This window comes from Pseudomonas sp. EA_105y_Pfl2_R69 (genome assembly GCF_963970915.1).
In the GTDB taxonomy this organism is placed as follows: Bacteria; Pseudomonadota; Gammaproteobacteria; order Pseudomonadales; family Pseudomonadaceae; genus Aquipseudomonas.
In genome coordinates this window covers 143,707-164,552 of record NZ_CAXAOO010000003.1, presented here as the reverse complement: position 1 = coordinate 164,552, position 20,846 = coordinate 143,707, and the positions used below count along the sequence as shown (strand labels likewise).

General features: G+C 65.5%; 17 protein-coding genes. 11 read left to right on the top strand and 6 right to left on the bottom strand.

Going from position 1 to position 20,846, the window contains the following annotated elements; all coding sequences use genetic code 11:
* Positions 1–41: 41 nt before the first annotated feature.
* Together AACY13_RS10085 and AACY13_RS10080 are read right to left on the bottom strand one after the other, a co-directional pair.
* Positions 42–692 (bottom strand): response regulator transcription factor, encoded by a 651-nt coding sequence (locus AACY13_RS10085; protein ID WP_339461189.1) that lies wholly within the window; start codon positions 690–692, stop codon positions 42–44.
* Entirely contained in the window at positions 689–2,992 is a 2,304-nt protein-coding gene (locus AACY13_RS10080) for a PAS domain-containing sensor histidine kinase (protein WP_339461188.1), read from the bottom strand. Before AACY13_RS10080 ends, AACY13_RS10085 begins: the two co-directional genes overlap by 4 nt.
* A gap of 244 nt (positions 2,993–3,236) precedes the next feature.
* Here AACY13_RS10080 and AACY13_RS10075 point away from each other — a divergent pair, with 244 nt between their 5' ends.
* The 5 genes from AACY13_RS10075 to AACY13_RS10055 all read left to right on the top strand — a co-directional run bounded on the left by AACY13_RS10075 (position 3,237) and on the right by AACY13_RS10055 (position 10,630).
* Positions 3,237–4,859, top strand: coding sequence for an acyl-CoA synthetase (locus AACY13_RS10075; protein WP_339461187.1), 1,623 nt, complete (start codon positions 3,237–3,239; stop codon positions 4,857–4,859).
* 177 nt (positions 4,860–5,036) lie between these two features.
* Positions 5,037–6,410: a solute carrier family 23 protein gene (locus tag AACY13_RS10070; RefSeq protein WP_339461185.1), complete on the top strand. Its 1,374-nt coding sequence runs from the start codon at positions 5,037–5,039 to the stop codon at positions 6,408–6,410.
* 69 nt (positions 6,411–6,479) lie between these two features.
* Complete coding sequence (locus tag AACY13_RS10065) at positions 6,480–8,252, top strand: acyl-CoA dehydrogenase C-terminal domain-containing protein (RefSeq protein WP_339461183.1); 1,773 nt, start codon at positions 6,480–6,482, stop codon at positions 8,250–8,252.
* Between the two features lie 126 nt (positions 8,253–8,378).
* Entirely contained in the window at positions 8,379–9,557 is a 1,179-nt protein-coding gene (locus AACY13_RS10060) for an acetyl-CoA C-acetyltransferase (RefSeq protein ID WP_339461181.1), read from the top strand.
* Between the two features lie 206 nt (positions 9,558–9,763).
* Positions 9,764–10,630, top strand: coding sequence for an MBL fold metallo-hydrolase (locus AACY13_RS10055; RefSeq protein WP_339461179.1), 867 nt, complete (start codon positions 9,764–9,766; stop codon positions 10,628–10,630).
* An 86-nt stretch (positions 10,631–10,716) separates the two neighbouring features.
* Here AACY13_RS10055 and AACY13_RS10050 read toward each other — a convergent pair whose 3' ends face one another.
* Genes AACY13_RS10050 through mpl form a run of 3 tightly spaced genes read right to left on the bottom strand, consistent with a single transcriptional unit; the run spans position 10,717 to position 13,030 of the window.
* A complete protein-coding gene (locus AACY13_RS10050) occupies positions 10,717–10,992 on the bottom strand; it encodes a YceK/YidQ family lipoprotein (protein ID WP_445262559.1) in 276 nt (91 codons plus the stop codon).
* 49 nt (positions 10,993–11,041) lie between these two features.
* Positions 11,042–11,674, bottom strand: coding sequence for a flavin prenyltransferase UbiX (gene ubiX, locus AACY13_RS10045; RefSeq protein WP_339461176.1), 633 nt, complete (start codon positions 11,672–11,674; stop codon positions 11,042–11,044).
* 3 nt (positions 11,675–11,677) lie between these two features.
* The gene (gene mpl / locus AACY13_RS10040) at positions 11,678–13,030 is read right to left on the bottom strand and encodes a UDP-N-acetylmuramate:L-alanyl-gamma-D-glutamyl-meso-diaminopimelate ligase (RefSeq protein ID WP_339461175.1); all 1,353 of its coding nucleotides are present in this window, start codon (positions 13,028–13,030) and stop codon (positions 11,678–11,680) included.
* A gap of 260 nt (positions 13,031–13,290) precedes the next feature.
* Here mpl and AACY13_RS10035 point away from each other — a divergent pair, with 260 nt between their 5' ends.
* From AACY13_RS10035 to AACY13_RS10025, 3 genes are all read left to right on the top strand, one after another.
* Entirely contained in the window at positions 13,291–14,685 is a 1,395-nt protein-coding gene (locus AACY13_RS10035; RefSeq protein WP_339461174.1) for an ethanolamine ammonia-lyase subunit EutB, read from the top strand.
* Between the two features lie 14 nt (positions 14,686–14,699).
* Positions 14,700–15,524, top strand: a complete 825-nt coding sequence (eutC, locus tag AACY13_RS10030) for an ethanolamine ammonia-lyase subunit EutC (protein ID WP_339461172.1) — start codon at positions 14,700–14,702, stop codon at positions 15,522–15,524.
* Between the two features lie 128 nt (positions 15,525–15,652).
* Positions 15,653–16,120 carry a GNAT family N-acetyltransferase gene (locus AACY13_RS10025; protein ID WP_339461171.1) on the top strand — a complete coding sequence of 156 codons (468 nt, stop codon included), beginning with the start codon at positions 15,653–15,655 and terminating at the stop codon, positions 16,118–16,120.
* Positions 16,121–16,216: 96 nt separating this feature from the next.
* Here AACY13_RS10025 and AACY13_RS10020 read toward each other — a convergent pair whose 3' ends face one another.
* Positions 16,217–17,812 carry a protein kinase gene (locus AACY13_RS10020; protein WP_339461169.1) on the bottom strand — a complete coding sequence of 532 codons (1,596 nt, stop codon included), beginning with the start codon at positions 17,810–17,812 and terminating at the stop codon, positions 16,217–16,219.
* A 111-nt stretch (positions 17,813–17,923) separates the two neighbouring features.
* On the opposite strand from AACY13_RS10020, the gene AACY13_RS10015 reads away from it, so the two are divergent.
* The 3 genes from AACY13_RS10015 to AACY13_RS10005 all read left to right on the top strand — a co-directional run bounded on the left by AACY13_RS10015 (position 17,924) and on the right by AACY13_RS10005 (position 20,776).
* Positions 17,924–18,763, top strand: coding sequence for a M90 family metallopeptidase (locus AACY13_RS10015; RefSeq protein WP_339461168.1), 840 nt, complete (start codon positions 17,924–17,926; stop codon positions 18,761–18,763).
* 78 nt (positions 18,764–18,841) lie between these two features.
* Positions 18,842–19,369 (top strand): inorganic diphosphatase, encoded by a 528-nt coding sequence (ppa, locus tag AACY13_RS10010; protein ID WP_339461167.1) that lies wholly within the window; start codon positions 18,842–18,844, stop codon positions 19,367–19,369.
* Between the two features lie 201 nt (positions 19,370–19,570).
* Complete coding sequence (locus AACY13_RS10005; RefSeq protein WP_339461166.1) at positions 19,571–20,776, top strand: tyrosine-type recombinase/integrase; 1,206 nt, start codon at positions 19,571–19,573, stop codon at positions 20,774–20,776.
* Positions 20,777–20,846 lie beyond the last annotated feature (70 nt).

The window sequence follows — 20,846 nt, the reverse complement described above, 5'->3', positions numbered from 1 at the left end:
AGCCCGTCGCCAGCCCCTCCGCCAGCCCGGTAGCCGACACCTCAGGTCGGCGCGGCCTCGCGCAGGCGCAGGGCATCCACCAGCCCGGCGGCGATGGCCATGCCCACCAGGTCGGCGAGGGTTTCGGCCTGCATGCGCTTCATCACCCGCGAGCGGTACAGGTCGACGGTCTTGACGCTGATGGCCAGCTGCTCGGCCACTTCGCGGTTGGTGCAGCCGCGCACCAGCGGCAGCAGCACATCGCGTTCACGCGGAGTCAGGCTGGCCAGGCGCGCCTGCACCTCGAGCAGACGCGGATCGGCGGCCGGGGCGGCCGAGGCGCGATTCAGGGCCTGCTGCACGCTGTCGAGCAGCAGCTGTTCGTTGTAGGGCTTCTCGATAAAGTCCACCGCGCCGGCGCGAAAGGCGCGCACCACGATGGGCACGTCGGCATGGCCACTGACGAAGATGATCGGCATGTCGATGCCGCGCTCGCGCAGGGCTTCCTGCACGTTCAAGCCGCCCATGCCGGGCATGCGCACATCCAGCAGCACACAGCCCTGGCTCCGGCCGTCACAGGCGTCGAGAAACGCCCGGCCGCTGGTAAAGGGCAAGGCCTTGAGCCCCACCGACTCCAGCAGCCAGACGGTGGAATCGAGCATGCCCTGGTCGTCATCGACCACATAGACCCGTTGTTGCTGTTGCGTGCTCACTGGCTAGTCCTCTTATTGTTGTCTGTCTCGCCCGGGCTCTCGTCGCTGCGCCCCAGGGGCAGGCGGCACTCCAGGCACAGGCCGCCGCGTTCTCCTGGCCGGGCCTCCAGGGCCCCGCCGAAGCCCTCGATAATGCTGCGGCTCATCGACAGGCCCAGGCCCAGGCCTTCGGCCTTGCTGGTGTAGAAGGGCGTGAAGATATGCCCCAGCTGCGCCGCCGCCACCCCCGGGCCCTGGTCGCGGACCCAGACGCACAGCTGGCCGCCGCGTTCCCCGGCCGTCAGCTCGATACGCGAAGGCTGGCCCGGATGGGCTTCGCGGTTGGCGTCGATGGCGTTGCGCAGCAGGTTGAGCAGCACCTGCTCGAGCAATACCCGGTCGGCATACACCGGCGGCAGATTGTCCGCCAGTTGCTCGGCGATGGTCACCTGGCAATTGCTCGCCTCCCACTGACACAGGCGCACCGCCTCGCGGGCCACCTGGGCCATGTCCAGGGCCTGGGTGCGGCGCTGGCCCTTGCGCAGAAAGGCGCGCAGGCGCTTGATCACTTCCGAGGCGTGGTTGGCGTGCTCGGTGATACGTTCCAGACCCTGGGCCACCTTGTCCGCCGCCTGCGGATTAGTGCCCAGGGCCTTGAGGTAACGCTGGCTGGCGCTGGCGTAATTGACCACCGCCGCCAGCGGCTGATTGATCTCGTGGGCGATCCCCGAGGCCAGCTCGCCCAGGGTCACCAGCCGCGCGGTATGCGCCAGCTCGTCCTGATGGCGGCGCTGCTGGGCCTCGCGCAATTCGCGCTCGGTCATGTCGCGGGCCACCAGGGAGTAGTAATGTTCGCCGCCACTGCCGCGATGGGCCAGCAGCACCAGCGACACCGGCAGCGGCGCGCGCGGCCCCAGGGGCAACAGGCGCACCTCGGCGCTCCATACCCCGCAGGCATCGGCGGTGGCCCAGCCGCTGCGCTGCAGTTCGCCCAGGTCGTCCGCCGCCAGCAGGGCATCCAGGGCCGGCAGCGCCTGCGCCTCGGCGATATTCAGGGCATGCCGGGCCGAGGGGTTGAGATGGGTCAGACGCCCGCCCGAGTCGATAAACAGCACCAGGTCGGTGTTGGCTTCCACCACTTCGGCCAGTCGCCGCTTGTTTTCCTCGGCCTGCACCCGCGCGGTGATATCGCGCGACACGCTGACCACCTCGACCACCGCCCCGGTGTAGGTTTCGCGAATGGCCCGGCTGGCGGTCTCGAACCACAGGTAGTGACCCGCGCGATGGCGGATGCGATAGGTCATGGTGTGATAACCGTCCTGCTCCAGGGCCTCGCGGGTGCTCTGCACCAACTGCAGCTGGTCCTGCTCGTGGAACAGCGCCTGCACCAGGGTCCCGCGCAGCTCCTCGGGCCAGTAACCGAGCAGGGTCCAGCTGGCCGGCGAGGCATCGAGAAAGCGCCCCTCCGGGGTGTGCCGGGAGATCAGGTCGGTGGTGTTCTCGGTAATCAGCCGGTACAGCCGGCTGGCCTTGGCCGCCTCGCGCTCGGCCTGCACCTGCTCGGTAGCCAGGCGACAGCGGGCCAGCACCTGCCGCTCCTGCGGATCGGGGATAAACAGCCAGATCAGGATCTGCCCCTCGACCTGCGCCTCGACCCCATCGATCGCCCGCCCCTGCTGCAGGCAGGCCCGCACCAGCTGCGCGGCGTTGACCGGCAACAGCTCCAGCGCCGCCGGCAGGGGCCGCTCGTCGAGCAGCTTGAGCATGGCCGCATTCAACTGCAGCGGCCGCGCCTGGGCATCCAGCAGCAGGCTGGGTTGCGGATCGCTGCCAAGCAGGGCACTGCCGCGAGCCTGAGCGGGCAGGCTGGCGAGCAGAGCCAGCAGCAGCTCGTGGATAAACCCCAGCCAGTCGAGGCCCACCCCGTCCTGCAACTCGATCAGCAGCAGGCCGGGCTGCCCGGGGTCCAGCTCCAGGCTCAGCGCCTGGCCATGGCTGATGGCCGCGCGGCGCACCCGCCCGGCCAGCCAGCAGGGCAGCTGGCGCAACTCTCCCAGGCTTAGCCGCGGCTCGTCCTGCAAACGCTCGAACAACAGCAGATCGCTGGCCTGCAGGGGGTCGCCGAAGCCCGGCGGCAGATGGGCCGCCGCGCCTTCATGGCTGTAAATGCCAGTGCCCACCTGCCAGCCGAGAAAGAACGCCTGACGCACCTCGGGGCAGGCCTGCAGGGTACGCCGCAGCGCGTCGGCACGCACCGCCAGCGGCAACGCCTCGCGCTGTAACCGCAGCCAGCTGTGCAACTGCACGCGGATCTCACTCATCGCATCGCTTCCTTATCGCCGGCCTTGCGCTTGGCCAGACGCGAGCATCGCGGCAACACCGTCCGAATGCAAAGCGACCAAGGGCTATAGTCGATAAACAACACTAGTAAATATACTATAAGACTATGGCTTAGTTGCCATATAAAGCTATTAAAAGCTATAAATAGTCCAAGCCAAAACAGCGGCACGCCTGCCGTGCGCCGAACCGGCCAACAAGAGCAAACAACCTGCCATGGGTATTCGCATGTCGATCTACGAACAGGGCCTCGCCCCCGCCGCCGTCAATCATATCGCCCTCTCGCCCCTGAGCTTTCTCGAGCGCACTGCCAGCGTCTATCCGCACTACCCGGCGGTGATCCATGGCTCGATCCGCCGCGACTGGAGCGAGACCTATGCACGCTGCCGCCGCCTGGCCTCGGCCCTGGCCGGCCGCGGCATCGGCAAGGGCGACACGGTGGCGGTGATGCTGCCGAATATTCCGGCCATGCTCGAAGCCCACTTCGGCGTGCCGATGATCGGCGCGGTGCTCAACACCCTCAACGTGCGCCTGGATGCCGAGGCGATCGCCTTTATGCTGCAGCACGGCGAAGCCAAGGTGCTGATCGCCGACCGCGAGTTTCATGAGGTGATCCACGCCGCCGTCGGCATGCTCGACCACCCGCCGCTGGTGATCGATGTCGACGACCCGGAATACGGCGAAGGCCAGGCCGTCAGCGACCTCGATTACGAGGCCCTGCTGGCCGAGGGCGACCCCGCGTTCGCCTGGCAGTGGCCGACGGACGAGTGGCAGGCGATCAGCCTCAACTACACCTCCGGCACCACCGGCAACCCCAAGGGCGTGGTCTACCACCACCGCGGTGCCTACCTCAATTCCCTGGGCAACCAGATGACCTGGGCCATGGGCAACCACCCGGTCTATCTCTGGACCCTGCCGATGTTCCATTGCAACGGCTGGTGCTACCCCTGGACCATCACCGCCCTGGCCGGCGTGCATGTGTTTTTGCGCCGGGTCGACCCGCAGAAGATCCTCCACCTGATCCGCGAGCACCGGGTCAGCCATATGTGCGGCGCGCCCATCGTGCTCAACGCCCTGGTCAATATGCCGGAGTCGGCCAAGGCCGCCATCGAGCACCCGGTCAACGCCATGGTCGCCGGCGCGGCACCACCGGCCAAGGTCATCGGCGCGGTGGAAGAAATGGGCATCAAGGTCACCCACGTCTATGGCCTGACCGAGGTCTATGGCCCGGTCACCGTCTGCGCCTGGCATGCCGAATGGGACGAACTGGCGCTGGATGAGCGGGCGCGGATCAAGTCGCGCCAAGGCGTGCGCTACGCCACCCTGGAAGGCCTGATGGTCGGCGATCCCAAGACCCTGGAGCCGACCCCGCGCGACGGCGAAACCATCGGCGAGATCTTTATGCGCGGCAATACCGTGATGAAGGGCTACCTGAAGAACCCCAGCGCCACCGCCGAGGCCTTCGAGGGCGGCTGGTTCCACACCGGCGACCTGGCCGTGTGCCACCCGGACGGCTATGTGGAAATCCGCGACCGGCTCAAAGACATCATCATCTCCGGCGGCGAGAACATCTCCACCATCGAGGTGGAAGGCGTGCTCTACCGCCACCCGGCGGTGCTGGAAGCGGCCGTGGTGGCGCGCCCGGACGAGAAATGGGGCGAGACGCCCTGCGCCTTTATCACCCTCAAGGTCGACCAGCAGGCCACCAGCGAAGCCCAGATCATCGCCTTCTGCCGCGAGCACCTGGCCGGCTTCAAGGTGCCCAAGACCGTGGTCTTCACCCAGTTGCCGAAGACCAGCACCGGCAAGATCCAGAAATTCGTCCTGCGCGATATGGCCAAGACGCTCTGACTCTTTGAGGGAGGGGCTTAAGCCGCGACTGTCGCCGCTTCGACTGCATGGATGCAGGAGGTAGAGCGAAGCAGGATGCCAGAGCCGAAAGCGCCTCCCACAGCAGGCAACACACAGAACAAGACCACCGTTTGCACAACAACAAGAACCGGCCCTGGCGGCCGACGGAGAACCCTTATGCAAATTTTCAAGCGCCGTGACGGCGACGAGCAACCCTACTGGCCCCTCGGTCCGTTCAAGGTCCGCCTGCCCTTCGTGCATTACCGCTGGGAAACCGCGGAAATGCTCCAGGCCTTGATCATGTTCGTGGTCAGCCTGGCGATGATTCCGCTGCTGGAAAAATACCTCGGCCTGCCCTACGACGTGGCATTGGCCTATGTGGTGGTGTGCGGTGTGGGCTTTATGTTGCCGGCGTTGCTCGGTGTGCCCTTCGTGCCTGGCTGGATCACCCCGGGCATTCCAGTGGTGCTGCTGTTTCTGGGTAACTTCGAGCCTGGCCCGGAAGCGATTCAGGCGCTGTTCGCCCTGCAGTTTCTGGTGTTCGTGATCTTTCTGGTGCTCGGCGTCACCCGCCTGGGCAGCACCCTGGTGAAGATCATCCCCAACTCGATGAAGGGCGGCATCATCATCGGTGCCGGCATCGCCGCGCTGATGGGGGAAATCTCCACCGGCGGACGCCTGGCCAACACCCCGATCTCCCTGGTGCTGGGCAGCCTGATCTGCCTCTACCTGATGTTCTCGGTGTCGTTCAAGGGCCTTACCGAGCGCCTGCCCCTGGCGCGCAAGATCGTCAACTACGGCATGGTCCCGGGCATGCTGATCGCCATCTTTATCGGCATCGCCGTCGGCGAGTACAAGATGCCCGACGTGCGCTTCGGCATCACCGCGCCGGCCTTCGCCGAGATGTGGAACTACCTGCCGTTCAACGTCGGCTTCCCCGGCCTGGACGTGTTCCTGCTGGCCGTACCCACCGCGGTGATCGCCTATATCATCGCCTTCGGCGACATCATCGTCGGCCAGTCGCTGATGCAGCGCGCCGACGAACTGCGCACCGATGAAGTGATCGAGAACAATATCGACCGTGTGCACCTGGTAACCGCCCTGCGCAACGCCCTGCACGCCTTCTTCGCCCCGTATCCGGGTCTGGCCGGACCGCTGTGGACCGCCGTCGCGGCGACCATGGCCGAGCGTTACAAGTACGGGCGCAAGGCCATGGATTCGATCTACAGCGGTGCGGGGACCTTCTGGATCACCGGATTTATCGCCCTGTTCGCCCTCCCGCTGGTGAGCTTCTTCCAACCGGTACTGCCGATCGCCCTGTCGCTGACCCTGATCCTCACCGGCTATATCTGCCTGATGGTCGGTTTCGAGCAGCTCAACAACAACACCGAACGCGGCGTCGCCGGCACCATGGGCGTGGTCCTGGCCGTCTACGGTGCCGGCTGGGGCCTGGCCGCCGGGGCGGCGCTGTATATCCTGGTAGAACGCACCCACCTGCTCAGGTTCGCCTCGAGCAAGGACAAGACCAGCGGTGCCCCCGAAATCGACTGACGCGCTATAACCCTACTTATCTTGCCCACGCCGCAGGTGCGCCTGCGGCACTCTGTTTTGAGGTGCCCCATGCCCGACTACAACGCCCCCCTGCGCGACCTGCGCTTTGTCCTCCATGAAGTGTTCGACGCCTCCAGCCTGTGGGCCCGCCTGCCGGCCCTGAGCGAAACCGTGGACGCCGACACCGCCGACGCCATCCTCGAAGAAGCGGCCAAGGTCACAGGCACGCTGATCGCCCCGCTCAACCGCAGCGGCGACGAGGAAGGCGCGCAGTGGGTCGCCGGCGCGGTGCAGACTCCGGCCGGTTTCAAGCAGGCCTACGCCACCTATATCCAAGGCGGCTGGGTTGGCCTGTCCGGCAACCCGGCCTATGGCGGCATGGGCATGCCGAAGATGCTCGCGGTGGCCTTCGAGGAAATGCTCTACGGAGCCAACAACAGCTTCGCCCTGTATTCGGCGCTGAGCTCCGGAGCCTGTCTGGCCATCGACGCCCATGCCAGCGAAGCGCTGAAAAGCACCTACCTGCCGCCGATGTATGAGGGTCGCTGGGCCGGTTCCATGTGCCTGACCGAGGCCCACGCCGGCACCGATCTGGGCCTGATCCGCACCAGGGCCGAACCCCAGGCCGACGGCAGCTACAGCATCAGCGGCAGCAAGATCTTTATCACCGGCGGCGAGCAGGACCTGACCGAAAACATCATTCACCTGGTGCTGGCCAAGCTGCCGGGCGCGCCGGCCGGGCCCAAGGGCATCTCGCTGTTTCTGGTGCCCAAGGTGCTGGTAGCGGCCGATGGCAGCCTGGGCGAGCGCAATGCGGTGAGCTGCGGCTCGATCGAACACAAGATGGGCATCAAGGCCTCGGCCACCTGCGTGATCAACTTCGACGGGGCCAGCGGCTACCTGATCGGCGAAGCGAACAGGGGCCTGGCGGCGATGTTCACCATGATGAACTACGAGCGCCTGTCCATCGGCATCCAGGGCATCGGCTGTGCCGAAGCCTCCTACCAGAGCGCCGCCGCTTATGCCCGCGAACGCCTGCAGAGCCGCGCCGCCAGCGGCAAGGTCGCGCCGGACAAGATGGCCGACCCGATCATCGTGCATGCCGACGTGCGCCGCATGCTGCTGAGCATGAAGGCCATGACCGAGGGCGGCCGCGCCTTTGCCTGCTATGTCGGCCAGCAGCTGGACCTCTCCAAGTTCAGCATCGATGCCGCCGAGCGCCAGGCCGCCGACGCATTGGTCGCCCTGCTCACCCCGGTGGCCAAGGCCTTCTTCACCGACACCGGCCTGGACAGCTGCATCCACGGCCAGCAGGTGTTCGGCGGTCACGGTTATATCCGCGAATGGGGCCAGGAGCAGCTGGTGCGCGACGTGCGTATCGCGCAGATCTACGAAGGCACCAACGGCATCCAGGCCATGGACCTGCTCGGGCGCAAGGTCGTGGCCAACGGCGGTGCCGGGCTGCGCCAGTTCGCCGCCGAGATCCGTCACTTCGCCCACCAGCACGAAACGCCCTACGGCAGCGAGCTGGTCATCGCCCTGGAGCGCCTGGAGACGGTCAGCGGCTGGCTGCTGGAACAGGCCAAGACCGATGCCAACGCCGTGGGTGCCGCCGCGGTGGAGTACCTGCACCTGTTCGGCTATGTCGCCTACGCCTATATGTGGGCACGCATGGCCGCGGTGGCCGAGACCAAGCGCGCCGATGACCAAGCCTTCTACACCGGCAAGCTGGCCACCGCCGGATTCTTCTTCAGCCGTCTGCTGCCGCGCACCCTGGGCCTGGAAGCCAGTATCCGCGCCGGTTCCAGTGCGCTCTATGACCTTGCAGCCGAGCAGTTTTAAACCCGTTGAGCGTTTGCGCGGCGTCCCGCACCGAGGCACCGCGCTTTTTTATTCGACCCCTCGGGTGCGCCGTACGCACCCGACAACTGCGCTGGGTGCTCAGCACGCGCCCGGCGAGGAGACTCTATGCGTGAAGTGGTAATAGTCGCCGCCCGGCGCACCGCCGTCGGCGCATTTCAGGGCGCACTGAGCAGCGTCCCGGCCGTCGACCTGGGGGCCGCGGTGATCCGCCAGCTGCTGGCGGACAGCGGCCTGCCCGCCGAGCAGGTCGACGAGGTGCTGCTCGGCCAGGTGCTCAGCGCAGGCTGCGGGCAGAACCCCGCACGGCAGAGCGCGCTCAAGGCCGGCCTGCCGCACACGGTGCCGGCCATGACCCTGAACAAGGTCTGCGGTTCGGGGCTGAAAGCGGTGATTCTCGGGGCCCAGGCCATCGCCTGCGGCGATGCCGAGGTCATCATCGCCGGCGGCCAGGAAAATATGAGCCTGTCGCCCCACGTCCTCAGCGGTTCACGCAACGGCCTGCGCATGGGCCACGGTCAGCTGCTCGACACAATGATCCACGACGGCCTGTGGGATGCCTTCAACGATTACCACATGGGCATCACCGCCGAGAACCTGGCCGAACAATACGGCATCAGCCGCGGCGAGCAGGATGCCTTCGCCGCCCGCTCGCAGCAGCGCGCCTGCGCCGCCATCGAGGCCGGGCGCTTCCTGGCCGAGATCAGCCCGATCGAAATCCCCCAGCGCAAGGGCCCCTGCCAGATCGTCGCGGCGGACGAACAACCCCGCGCCGACACCAGCCTCGACTCGCTGGGCAAACTGCGTCCAGCCTTCAAGGCTGACGGCAGCGTCACCGCCGGCAACGCCTCGACCCTCAACGATGGCGCGGCCGCCGTATTGCTGATGAGCGCCGACAAGGCCGCCGCCCTCGGCCTGCCGGTCATGGCGCGGATCAGGGCCCACGCCAGCGCCGGCGTCGATCCGGCCACCATGGGCATCGGCCCGGTATTCGCCACCTGCAAGGCCCTGGAAAAGGCCGGCTGGGCTCTGGAGCAGCTCGACCTGATCGAGGCCAACGAAGCCTTCGCCGCCCAGGCCATCGCCGTCGGCCGCGAGCTGCACTGGGACAGCGCCAAGGTCAACGTCAACGGCGGGGCCATCGCCCTCGGCCATCCCATCGGCGCATCCGGTTGTCGTATCCTCGTCAGCCTGATTCACGAGATGCAGCGCCGCGATGCCCGCAAGGGCCTTGCCACCCTGTGCATCGGCGGCGGTCAGGGTGTCGCCCTGGCCATCGAGCGGTAGCCTGGAATAGACGAACCGGTGGATGTAAAAAACGACATCCACCCTACGCCTGCATCCACGTAAATCCGTAGGGTGGATCACGCTTTACCGATCCACCAAGCACTGCCTCGTCAGATCAATCGAGCACCTATCAACCAAAGGTGTGATGGCCCAAAGCGCCTGCGTCATTCACCCTGCAACGGCGTTCACAACGACAAGAGACCAGCATGCGAACCCTGACCACCCTAACCGGCAATAGCCAGAAACTCGACGGCGGGGCCATGTTCGGCAACGCGCCCAAGGCCCTGTGGCAGCGCTGGATGACCCCCGACCCGGAAAACCGTATCGACCTCGGCTGCCGCGCCCTGCTGGTGCAGGAGGAGGGGCGCAATATCCTGGTGGAAACCGGTATCGGGGCCTTCTTCAGCCCAGAGCTGAAACAGCGTTTCGGCGTTCAGGAAGAGCGTCACGTGCTGCTCGACAGCCTGGCCGAACTGGGCCTGAGTGATGCCGATATCGATATCGTGCTACTCACCCACCTGCACTTCGACCACGCCGGCGGCCTGCTCGCCGCCTGGGAAGAAGGTGCGCCGGCGCGCCTGCTGTTCCCCAAGGCGCAGTTCGTCACCGGCCGCCGCCAATGGCAGCGCGCCTGCCAGCCCCACGCTCGCGACCGCGCCTCCTATATCCCGCAACTGCTCGAACTGCTGGAAGCCAGCGGCCGCCTGCAGCTGGTGGATGAAACCGAGCACTGTGAGCTGCTCGGCGCGGACTGGCACCTGCACTGGAGCGACGGCCACACCCCGGGCCAGCTCCTGCCCGAGGTGGCCATGGCGGACGGCCCGGTGGTATTTCCCGGCGACCTGATCCCCGGCGCGCCCTGGGTACACCTGCCGATCACCATGGGTTACGACCGTTTTCCCGAAGGCCTGATCGAGGAGAAGCAAGCGCTGCTGAGCGACCTGCAGGCCCGTGGCGGCCGCCTGGTGTTCACCCACGATCCGGCCGTGGCCATGGGCCGCGTGGTGTGCGATGCGAAGGGCCGTTACGGACTGGAAGAGACCCAGGCCGATGTGCGTGAGCTGGCCGAATAGCCTGGCCAAAAGGCGGTGCGCACGGCGCACCCTACGGGGTCAGTGGCCGCCATGCCTTTGTAGGGTGCGCCATGCGCACCAGCCCCCTAAAGCCCGCCGCTAACGCCCAGATTGAGTCCCAGCGCCGCGGCGCAGGAAAAGGGCAGCAGCAGGGTATCCAGCAGCAGGCTGGCCGGCAGGTCGAGGGCGGCATAGTGCGGGGCCTCGGTGCCGAAACGCTCGACGGCGCAGCAACCGCCCTTGAGCGCATACAGGTCCAGCCGGGTACCGGCATAGACCACCGGCGCGTCGGGTTTGGCCGCATCCAGGGTGGCGACCGTGGCACAGCCCGGCAGCAGCGACACCAGCAGCAGGCAAGCCACCCGGTAGGATGGGTTAGCCGAAGGCGTAACCCATGGGCTTTTCGCCCTATCACTCATCGCCGCTGACCTGATGATGCTCGCCCCAGCGCGGCAGCATGTCCTGGGGAATATTCAGACAATTGAGGATGCGCGCGACGACGAAATCGATCAGGTCATCGATGGTCTGCGGCTGATGATAAAACCCCGGCGCGGCCGGCAGAATGGTCGCGCCCAGGTTCGACAGCTTGAGCATGTTCTCCAGGTGAATGCTGGAAAACGGTGCCTCGCGCGGCACCAGAATCAACTGGCGGCGCTCTTTCAGCACCACATCGGCGGCGCGCTCGATCAGGTTGTTGCAGGCACCACAGGCAATCGCCGACAGGGTGCCGGTGGAACAGGGCACCACCACCATGGCGCTGGGGGCCCCGGAACCGGAGGCTGCCGGAGCCATCCAGTCCTCCTTGCCATACACCCGGATCTGCCCCGGAGAAGCCCCGGTGTATTCGTTGAGAAAGGCCTGCATGGCCTGCGGCTTGGCCGGCAGGGTGACATCGGTCTCAGTCGCCAGGACCAGCTGCGCGGCCTTGGAGATCAGAAAGTGCACCTCGCGGTCTTCCCGCACCAGACAATCGAGCAGGCGCAAACCGTACTGCGCGCCGGAGGCACCGGTCATGGCTAAGGTGATTCGTTCAGGCCCAGACATTTCTTAACCCTCCAAAGCCGCCGCCAGCTTGCCATGCAGGCCGCCGAAACCGCCGTTGCTCATCACCACTATCTGGGTGCCCGGCGCGGCTTCGGCCTTGACCCCGGCGATGATCGCCTCCAGGGAATCGCAGACCCGGGTCGGCACGGTGGACGTGGCCACGGTGCCGGCCAGGTCCCAACCGAGGTTCGGCGGCGCGTACCAGTACACCGAGTCGGCCTGCACCACAGACTCGGGCAAGCCATCGCGGTGCGCGCCGAGTTTCATGGAGTTGGAGCGCGGCTCGACGATGGCGATCAGCTTGGCAGTGCCGATGCGTTTACGCAGGCCATCCAGGGTGGTGGCAATGGCTGTGGGGTGATGGGCGAAGTCGTCGAAGATGGTCACACCATTGACCTCGGCGACCTTCTCCATGCGCCGCTTGGCGTTGATAAAGCTGCACAGCGCGGCGATACCCAACTCCGGCACCACGCCGACATGGCGCGCCGCCGCCAGCACCGCCAGGGCGTTGGCGACGTTGTGCTGGCCGGTCAGTTGCCAATCCACCACACCGGCGGTTTTACCCTCGAAGCTGACCTCGAAACGCGAGCCATCCTCGCTCAGCAGGCGCGCCTGCCACTGGCCGCCCTCGCCCGTGGTTGCGACCTCCGTCCAGCAGCCCATCTCGATCACCCGCTTGAGCGCGGGTTCTGTGGTCGGGTGAATGATCAGGCCCTCGCCCGGAATGGTGCGCACCAGATGGTGGAACTGCCGCTCGATAGCCGGCAGATCCGGGAAGATATCCGCGTGATCGAACTCCAGGTTATTCAGGATCGCGGTGCGCGGGCGGTAGTGGACGAACTTGCTGCGCTTGTCGAAGAAGGCGCTGTCGTACTCGTCGGCTTCGACCACGAAGAACGGCGTGCCACCCAGGCGCGCGGAAATACCGAAGTTCTGCGGCACCCCGCCAATCAGAAAACCCGGGCTCATGCCGGCATGCTCCAGCACCCAGGCCAGCATGCTCGAACTGCTGGTCTTGCCGTGGGTGCCGGCCACCGCCAGCACCCAACGGCCCTGCAGCACATGGTCGGCCAGCCACTGCGGGCCGCTGACATAGGGCAGGCCCTTGTTCAGCACATACTCCACCGCCGGATTGCCGCGCGACAGGGCGTTGCCGATCACCACCAGATCCGGCGCGGGCTCGAGCTGGGCGGCGTCGTAGCCCTGGGTCAGTTCGATGCCCTGAGCTTCGAGCTGAGTGCTCATGGGCGGGTACACGTTGGCGTCGGAGCCGGTCACACGGTGACCCAGTTCCTTGGCCAGCACGGCCAGCGAGCCCATAAAGGTGCCGCAGATACCGAGAATATGGATATGCATGATTTACCTTGAAGGCACCCTCAAAAACCGGCCAGAACTGGCCTTGGACAAGATCGCCGCAGGTTAGCACAGCGGCGGCGGCGCGCAGAACCTGGCCGCCCTCGGGGGTTGGCACAGCCGTTGCTCAGCGTTAACGAAAACCACTGCCGGCGGGCAAGCGCCGATGCTAGGCCCTGGCACGCCGCCCGCCAGCGTGCAGCACGCCCGGAACGGGCACCTATTTGGCGCAGATTAAGGTCATTGCGCGGGAGAGAAGTTCAATGTCCGGATTCCGGCATACAGTCGGCGGTGAAACCTACCGTTTCGCCAGCCTTGCCGAGCTTATGGCCAAGGCCAGCCCGGCACGCTCCGGCGACGTTCTCGCCGGCGTGGCGGCGAGCAATGCCGGCGAACGGGTGGCGGCGCAGATGGCCCTGGCCGATATTCCGCTCAAGCAGTTTCTCGACGAGGCGCTGATCCCCTATGAAGAGGATGAAGTCACCCGACTGATCATCGACAGCCATGACCTGGCCGCCTTCGCCCCGGTCAGCCACCTCACCGTCGGCGGCTTTCGCGACTGGCTGCTCGGCGACAGCGCCGATGAAGCCAGCCTGCGCGCCCTCGCCCCGGGCCTGACGCCGGAAATGGCCGCGGCGGTATCGAAGATCATGCGCGTGCAGGACCTGGTCCTGGTGGCGCAGAAAATTCGCGTGGTCAGCCGCTTTCGCAACACCGTCGGCCTGCGCGGGCGCATGTCCACCCGCCTGCAGCCCAATCACCCGACCGACGAGCCGGCCGGCATCGCCGCGAGCATTCTCGACGGCCTGCTGTACGGCAACGGCGACGCCATGATCGGCATCAACCCGGCCACCGACAGCGTCGCGAGCATCTGCGAGATGCTGAAGATGCTCGACGGCATCATCCAGCGTTATGAAATCCCCACCCAGGCCTGCGTGCTGACCCACGTCACCACCTCGATCGAGGCGATCAATCGCGGCGTGCCGCTGGACCTGGTGTTCCAGTCGATTGCCGGCACCGAGGCGGCCAACGCCAGTTTCGGCGTCAGCCTGCAAGTGCTGCAGGAAGGTTACGACGCCGGCCTGAGCCTCAAACGCGGCACTCTGGGCGACAACCTGATGTATTTCGAAACCGGTCAGGGCAGCGCGCTGTCCGCCGGTGCCCACCATGGCCTCGACCAGCAGACCTGCGAGACCCGCGCCTATGCGGTGGCGCGCCACTTCAAGCCGTTTCTGGTGAATACCGTGGTCGGCTTTATCGGCCCGGAGTACCTCTATAACGGCAAGCAGATCATCCGCGCCGGCCTGGAAGACCACTTCTGCGGCAAACTGCTGGGCCTGCCGATGGGCTGCGACATCTGCTACACCAACCACGCCAAAGCCGATCAGGACGACATGGACGTGCTGCTGACCCTGCTCGGCGTGGCCGGGATCAACTTCATCATGGGCATCCCCGGCTCGGACGACGTGATGCTCAACTACCAGACCACCTCCTTCCACGACGCGCTGTACGCCCGGCAGAGCCTGGGGCTGCAACCGGCCCCCGAGTTCGAAGCCTGGCTGCAGCGCATGGGCATCTTCACCCAGGCCGATGGCCGCCCGCGCATGGCGGGCAGCCTGCCGCCGGCGTTCCGTCAGGCGCTGGCGCAGTTGGGTTAACCGAGGAATAGCCGATGTACGATGACAGCCCGCTCAGTGGTGCCAGCGAGAATCCCTGGCAGCAACTGCGCAACCTGACCCCGGCGCGCATTGCCTTGGGCCGCGCCGGCACCAGCATGCCGACCCGCGCCCAGCTGGATTTCCAGTTCGCCCATGCCCAGGCCCGCGATGCCGTGCACCTGCCCTTCGACCACGCCGCACTGGCCGCCGGTCTGGCCAGTCAGCAACGCCAGAGCCTGCTGCTGCACAGCGCCGCCAAGGACCGCGACACCTACCTGCAGCGCCCGGATCTGGGCCGGCGCTTGAGCCACGAATCCGCCGAGCTGCTGCGCCAGCATCGCGAGAACAACCCTGACGGTTACGACCTGGCCATCGTCATCGCAGACGGTCTGTCCGCCCTGGCCGTGCACCGCAACGCCCTGCCCATGCTGGAGCGCATCGAGGAACAGGCCGCTGCCGAAGGCTGGAGCGTGTCGCCCGTAGCCCTGGTCACACAAGGCCGGGTAGCGGTGGCCGATGAAGTGGCCGAACTGCTCGGCGCGCGCATGGTGGTGATTCTGATTGGCGAGCGCCCAGGCCTAAGTTCGCCGGACAGCCTGGGGCTGTATTTCACCTACGCGCCCAGGGTTGGCCTGACCGATGCCTACCGCAACTGTATCTCCAACGTGCGCCAAGAAGGCCTGAGCTACGCCATGGCCGGCCACCGCCTGCTGTACCTGATGCGCGAGGCTTGCCGCCGCCAGCTGTCGGGGGTCAATCTCAAGGATGAAGCCGAAGTGCCGCTGCTGGCCGGCACGCGCCAGGCAGAGAACTTCCTGCTCGGCGGCAGCGGCCGTTAGCCATCAGGGACAAAACCAAACGCTTGTTTTGATTGCGCTTTCCAAATGCCTTAGGCAGCATCGGCAAGGTTCGCAGGCAGCACTGCCGGTTGCCGAAGCCGTCCACCTTAATGAAGTCGAGGCTCACCATGCGCATCGTTCAAGCCACACTGGAGCATCTGGACCAACTGACGCCGCTGTTCGTCAATTACCGCGAGCTGTTCGGCCAGCTGCCCTACCCCGACTCCTCGCGCAGCTTTCTGGAAAAGCGCATCAGCCGCAAGGAGTCGGTGATCTACCTGGCCATGGCCGATGAAGAGGACAAGATCCTCGGCTTTTGCCAGCTCTACCCGAGCTTTTCCTCGCTGTCGCTCAAGCGCGTGTGGATTCTCAACGACATCTATGTCTGCCAGGACGCCCGCCGCCAGCTGGTCGCCGACCGCCTGATCCAGGCCGCCAAGCAGATGGCCAAGGACACCAACGCGGTGCGCCTGCGCGTGGCTTCCAGCATCAACAACACGGTGGCGCACAAGGTCTACGAGTCCATCGGTTTCGTCGAAGACACCGAGTTCAAGAACTTCGTCCTGCCGATCGGCGACGACCCCACCGCGCCCTGAGCGCCAGCCTCTGCGAAGCGCCCTGCGGTCAGACCGTCAGGGCGCTTCGCAGTTTTAGCAGGCCGGTAAAAACCTAGGTGGTTTTTCAGCGGCCTGTCAGCTGCCCAGGCTCAACCAGAGCCCCAATACCAATTGCACCAGCAGCACGCCGATCAGGGCGAACTGCCAGGGCTGCTTGCGCCTGGGCGCGTGCAATAGCGCGTGATGCGCCTGCAACGGCTGCTGCAGGGCTTGCTGAAACTCCGAAAGGGCCTCGAAGCGCGCCTCCGGTCGCGGGGCCAGGGCCCGTGCCAGCACCCCGTCCCAGCCGGCCGGCACATGCTGGCCGTACTGCGCCAGCGGTACATAGCGACTGAGCGCATCGGCATCGACCCGCGCGGCATCCGGCCAGCGACCGCAGAACAACCAGTAGGCCAGGGCCGCCAGGGCGAACTGGTCGGCGCGGCCATCCGCCGCCTGGCCATGGCGCAGCTCCGGGGCCAGGGGTTGCGCCGCCGCGGGCAAGCGCTGGCGCACGACGCCTGGCAGCAGCGCGGCATATTCGGGCAGCACCAGCAGATGCCCGCCGTCGCCGACCAGGATATTGCCCGGATCCAGCCACAAGCCCTGCATGCCGCGTCGCTGCAGGCCGCGCACGGCGGCGATCAACTGTTCCAGCAAGGCCAGCAGGGTCGCCCCGTCCAGCGGGCCATGGGCCGCCGTCCAGGCGACCAGGCTACGCATGCCGCTGGCCGGCAACTCGAACAGCATAAAGGCATGCCGGCGCGGCCGATGGGACGACAGCACCCGCGGCAAACTCGCCACCGGGCTGCGCCGCAGCACCCACTCGCGCTGCCAGAAGGCCTCGTCCGCGGCCTGCTCGACCAGCCACAGCAAAGCCTCCCGACCACCTTCGTCGCGGCCGCGGAACATCCGCCCCGGCGGGCCATAGGCGCAGGGCTCAAGCAGCGTCCAGCCATCCAGTTGCATGCCCGGCCAGGCATCGCCCACCACCGGCCAGGACTCGGGCGGCGCGGCGGGCGGCATTGCCCCCGGCTCGCCGGGCAATACCAGCACCGCGGCCCCCGGCGCATGCAGCCAGGGCCGCAGCACGCTGTGCAGATGCGCGGCAGCGAGTTGCGCGCAGGCCTGCCGAAAGCTCTGCAGGTCGGCGACCTCCAGCAAGGGCTGCGGAGCCAGCAACAGGGCCGCGCCCTGGCTCAGCGGCAGGCTGTGCTGCACCAGTGCCAATTCGGCCTGGGTTCCCAGCTGCATGCCCTCGCGGCCGATCAGGCTCTGCAGACTACCCGCCTGGTAGCGCAGCAGACCGATGGCCCCGGCCTGGAGAAACTGCAGTTCGTCGCCCTGCAGCAGCAACAGGCCAGCGTCCAACTGGAAGCGGCCGCGGCCGGCCCGGCGCTGGCGAAACAGCTGGGCATTGAGGGCCGCGAGCACCTGCCGGGCGGCCTGGGCTTCACTCCAGCCACCGGGGGTGCTGCTGTAGTCGGCAAACAAGGCATCCAGGTGGGCGTCGAGGACGCGCACCACATCGGTGCATTCGCGCGCCCACAGCAAGGCGACCAGCAACACCGGCGCACGCCCTTCGCGCCCGGGCAACCAGGCGGCGCGCACCCGCGCAGCCTGGCTGGGCAGGTCCAGGCCATGGCCGTACACCAGACTCACAGCGCAATGATCCAATCGTTCGATCGACATCGGCAGCCCTCCCAGGTCGCTATCAGCCTGGTCTGTGCAGCCTTTATGCCGACTTGCCCCTCACCCCGGCCCGGCTTAAGGTGAGCGCTCCGTACAGCCCGAGCAGAATCCATGTGGTCGTTACGCGCCTGGCGTCGCCAGCGCATCCTTGCCCGCCACCCGGTTGCCGCCGCGACCTGGAACGAAGTGCTGCGGTGCCTGCCCCTGCTGGATGGCCTCACCCCGGATGATCTGCAGCGCCTGCAGGCTCGCGCGGTGCTGTTTCTGCATAACAAGCACCTGACCGCCCTGCCCGGCGTCGAACTGCAACATAGCGATCGTCTGCTACTGGCGGTGCAGGCCGAGCTGCCGCTGCTGCACCTGGGCGACCTCGACTGGTACCAGGGCTTTCATGAAATCGTCCTCTACCCGGACGACTTCGTCAGCCCGCAGCGCCACCGCGACGCCAGCGGCGTGGTGCATGAATGGGACGGGGCGCACAGCGGCGAAGCCTGGCAGCAGGGCCCGGTGATCCTGGCCTGGCCAGGGGTGCAGGCCAGCGGCGGCTGGGACGGCTACAACCTGGTGATCCACGAGCTGGCGCACAAGCTCGACATGCTCAACGGCAGCGCCAACGGTCTGCCGCCGCTACACAGCAATATGCGCATCAGCGACTGGGCCGAGGCCATGCAGAGCGCCTTCGACTCGCTCAATGCCCAGCTGGACGCCGACCCGCAGGCCGAAACCGCCATCGACCCTTACGCCGCCGAAGACCCCGCCGAGTTCTTCGCGGTGACCAGCGAATACTTCTTCAGCGCCCCCGACCTGCTGGCCGAGGCCTTCCCGGCGGTCTACGCGCAGCTTGCGCTGTTCTACCGCCAGGACCCGCTGACCCGCCTGCAGGCGCTGCAGAAGGACCACCCGGACTATCGCGACAGACCAAAAGGCGAACACATCGCGACCAAAGGCTAGGCATCCCGGCATAGCAACGACGGGGGAATATGCCTATAATCGCGCCACTTTTTTGGCCCACCCCTCGGGAGTCGCCCCATGAGCTACAGCAAGATCCCTGCTGGTAAAGACCTGCCGAATGACATCTACGTCGCCATCGAGATCCCGGCCAACCACGCGCCGATCAAATACGAAATCGACCACGACATCGATTGCCTGATGGTCGACCGTTTCATGGCCACCCCGATGTTCTACCCGGCCAACTACGGTTTTATCCCGCACACCCTGGCTGACGACGGCGACCCCCTCGACGTGCTGGTCGTGACCCCCTACCCGGTGGCTCCAGGCTCGGTCATCCGCGCCCGTCCAGTCGGCGTACTGCATATGAGCGACGAAGCCGGTGGCGACGCCAAGCTGGTTGCCGTACCGCACGACAAACTCACCGTGCTGTACAAAGACGTCCAGGAATACACCGACCTGCCCGCGCTGCTGATCGAGCAGATCAAGCACTTCTTCGAGAACTACAAGGATCTCGAGAAAGGCAAATGGGTCAAGGTCGAAGGCTGGGGCGGCGCTGAAGAAGCCCGCGGTCTGATTCTCAAGGCGGTCGCGGCTTACCAAAAATAAGCTGAGACTACCCCCTAAAAGCCGGCCACAAGCCGGCTTTTTTATTGTTTAAAGAAATCCACCAAAGCCTACAAGCCCTAGCAAGAACAGGCGTCCAAGCGTAGCATTTGTCCAAAGACACCCATCACCATCCAGCAGAATCTACAACCAAAGTGTGGGTCAGGGTGTGGGTACAGCAGTATGGGTCGGCGAGGACGCAGAATGGGTAAACTAGCGAGTAAGACCGTTGAATCCCTGGCCAAAGCAGCTTCGCCAGGAAAAACCAATGATGGCGACGGACTTTACTTCCAAGTATCCAAGGGCGGCGCAACAAGCTGGATCTTCCGCTACAAACTGGATGGGCGAAGCCGCGAGATGGGTCTTGGCCCTTACCCAGCAGTAACACTCAGCGAAGCGCGCCAGTTTGCTGCAGACCAACGCAAGATTCTTGCATCCGGCCGCGACCCACTAGCCACCCGCGATGCGGCAAGGGAGGCAAAGCGCGAGGCCGAGCGCCAGGCTACCGCACGCCGAATAACATTCGAGGATCTTGCCCGCGACTACCTGCTAGCGCATGGAGGCAGCTGGTCAGATAAGTGGCGTAAAGGCTGGCTACGCAAACTTGAGCTTTATGCATTCCCAGCTATGGGTAAGTTGTCTGCTGACATTATCCAGACAGAACACGTGCTAAGTGCACTTCGACCGATCTGGACAAGCAAAACCCGCACGGCCGACGAGGTTCGCGGCCAGATTGAGCAGGTACTGGATGCGGCCAAAGCTCGACGCCTACGTGATGGAGACAATCCTGCTCGCTGGCGCGGGCACCTGGATAACCTGCTAAGCAAAACCGAAAAAAAGAAGGCACGGCAACGCCAGCATTTCCCGGCAATGAAATGGAAAGACGTTCCAGCGCTGATCGCCACCTTAGCCAAAGAGCAGAGTCGGGATGCTGTGGCCGCTAGACTTCTGATTTTGACCGGAGCCAGATATCACATGATCCGCTCGGCCGTATGGTCAGAATTTGATCTTAAAGCAGGAACCTGGTCACTTCCAGCCGAGAGAATGAAGATGCGGAAGCCTTTTGTTATCCCCCTACCGGCCCAGACTTTGGCGTTGATTGAGGGTTTGCCAAGGACTAGCTCGCTATATTTATTTCCAGGCCAAGGAAAAAGCGGAGTCATGCACGACAACGCTGTACGCAACTTGCTGCACAAGCGTGGTTACACGGATATCACGCGCCATGGCTTTCGTTCTACCTTCAGGGACTGGGCAAACGAATGCACACACTATCCACGTGAAGTCTGCGAGCTCGCACTCGCTCACGATGAGCGAGACCAGACCGAGGCGGCCTATTCTCGCTCGGATCTTTTGGAAAAACGTAGAGCGCTAATGGCCGAGTGGGCTTCGTTCTGCACGAGCCATCAATGACCCAAGTTAGCAGGACACTGCGCATGAGTGCTTAAGCGATCGGACCATCATGATGCAACAATGGGCTGAC

Coding starts and splice junctions, on each gene's coding strand:
- AACY13_RS10080 (WP_339461188.1), bottom strand. CDS start 2,992: ATGAGTGAGATCCGCGTGCAGTTGCACAGCTGGCTGCGGTTACAGCGC.
- AACY13_RS10075 (WP_339461187.1), top strand. CDS start 3,237: ATGTCGATCTACGAACAGGGCCTCGCCCCCGCCGCCGTCAATCATATC.
- AACY13_RS10070 (WP_339461185.1), top strand. CDS start 5,037: ATGCAAATTTTCAAGCGCCGTGACGGCGACGAGCAACCCTACTGGCCC.
- AACY13_RS10065 (WP_339461183.1), top strand. CDS start 6,480: ATGCCCGACTACAACGCCCCCCTGCGCGACCTGCGCTTTGTCCTCCAT.
- AACY13_RS10060 (WP_339461181.1), top strand. CDS start 8,379: ATGCGTGAAGTGGTAATAGTCGCCGCCCGGCGCACCGCCGTCGGCGCA.
- AACY13_RS10055 (WP_339461179.1), top strand. CDS start 9,764: ATGCGAACCCTGACCACCCTAACCGGCAATAGCCAGAAACTCGACGGC.
- ubiX (WP_339461176.1), bottom strand. CDS start 11,674: ATGTCTGGGCCTGAACGAATCACCTTAGCCATGACCGGTGCCTCCGGC.
- mpl (WP_339461175.1), bottom strand. CDS start 13,030: ATGCATATCCATATTCTCGGTATCTGCGGCACCTTTATGGGCTCGCTG.
- AACY13_RS10035 (WP_339461174.1), top strand. CDS start 13,291: ATGTCCGGATTCCGGCATACAGTCGGCGGTGAAACCTACCGTTTCGCC.
- eutC (WP_339461172.1), top strand. CDS start 14,700: ATGTACGATGACAGCCCGCTCAGTGGTGCCAGCGAGAATCCCTGGCAG.
- AACY13_RS10025 (WP_339461171.1), top strand. CDS start 15,653: ATGCGCATCGTTCAAGCCACACTGGAGCATCTGGACCAACTGACGCCG.
- AACY13_RS10020 (WP_339461169.1), bottom strand. CDS start 17,812: ATGTCGATCGAACGATTGGATCATTGCGCTGTGAGTCTGGTGTACGGC.
- AACY13_RS10015 (WP_339461168.1), top strand. CDS start 17,924: ATGTGGTCGTTACGCGCCTGGCGTCGCCAGCGCATCCTTGCCCGCCAC.
- ppa (WP_339461167.1), top strand. CDS start 18,842: ATGAGCTACAGCAAGATCCCTGCTGGTAAAGACCTGCCGAATGACATC.
- AACY13_RS10005 (WP_339461166.1), top strand. CDS start 19,571: ATGGGTAAACTAGCGAGTAAGACCGTTGAATCCCTGGCCAAAGCAGCT.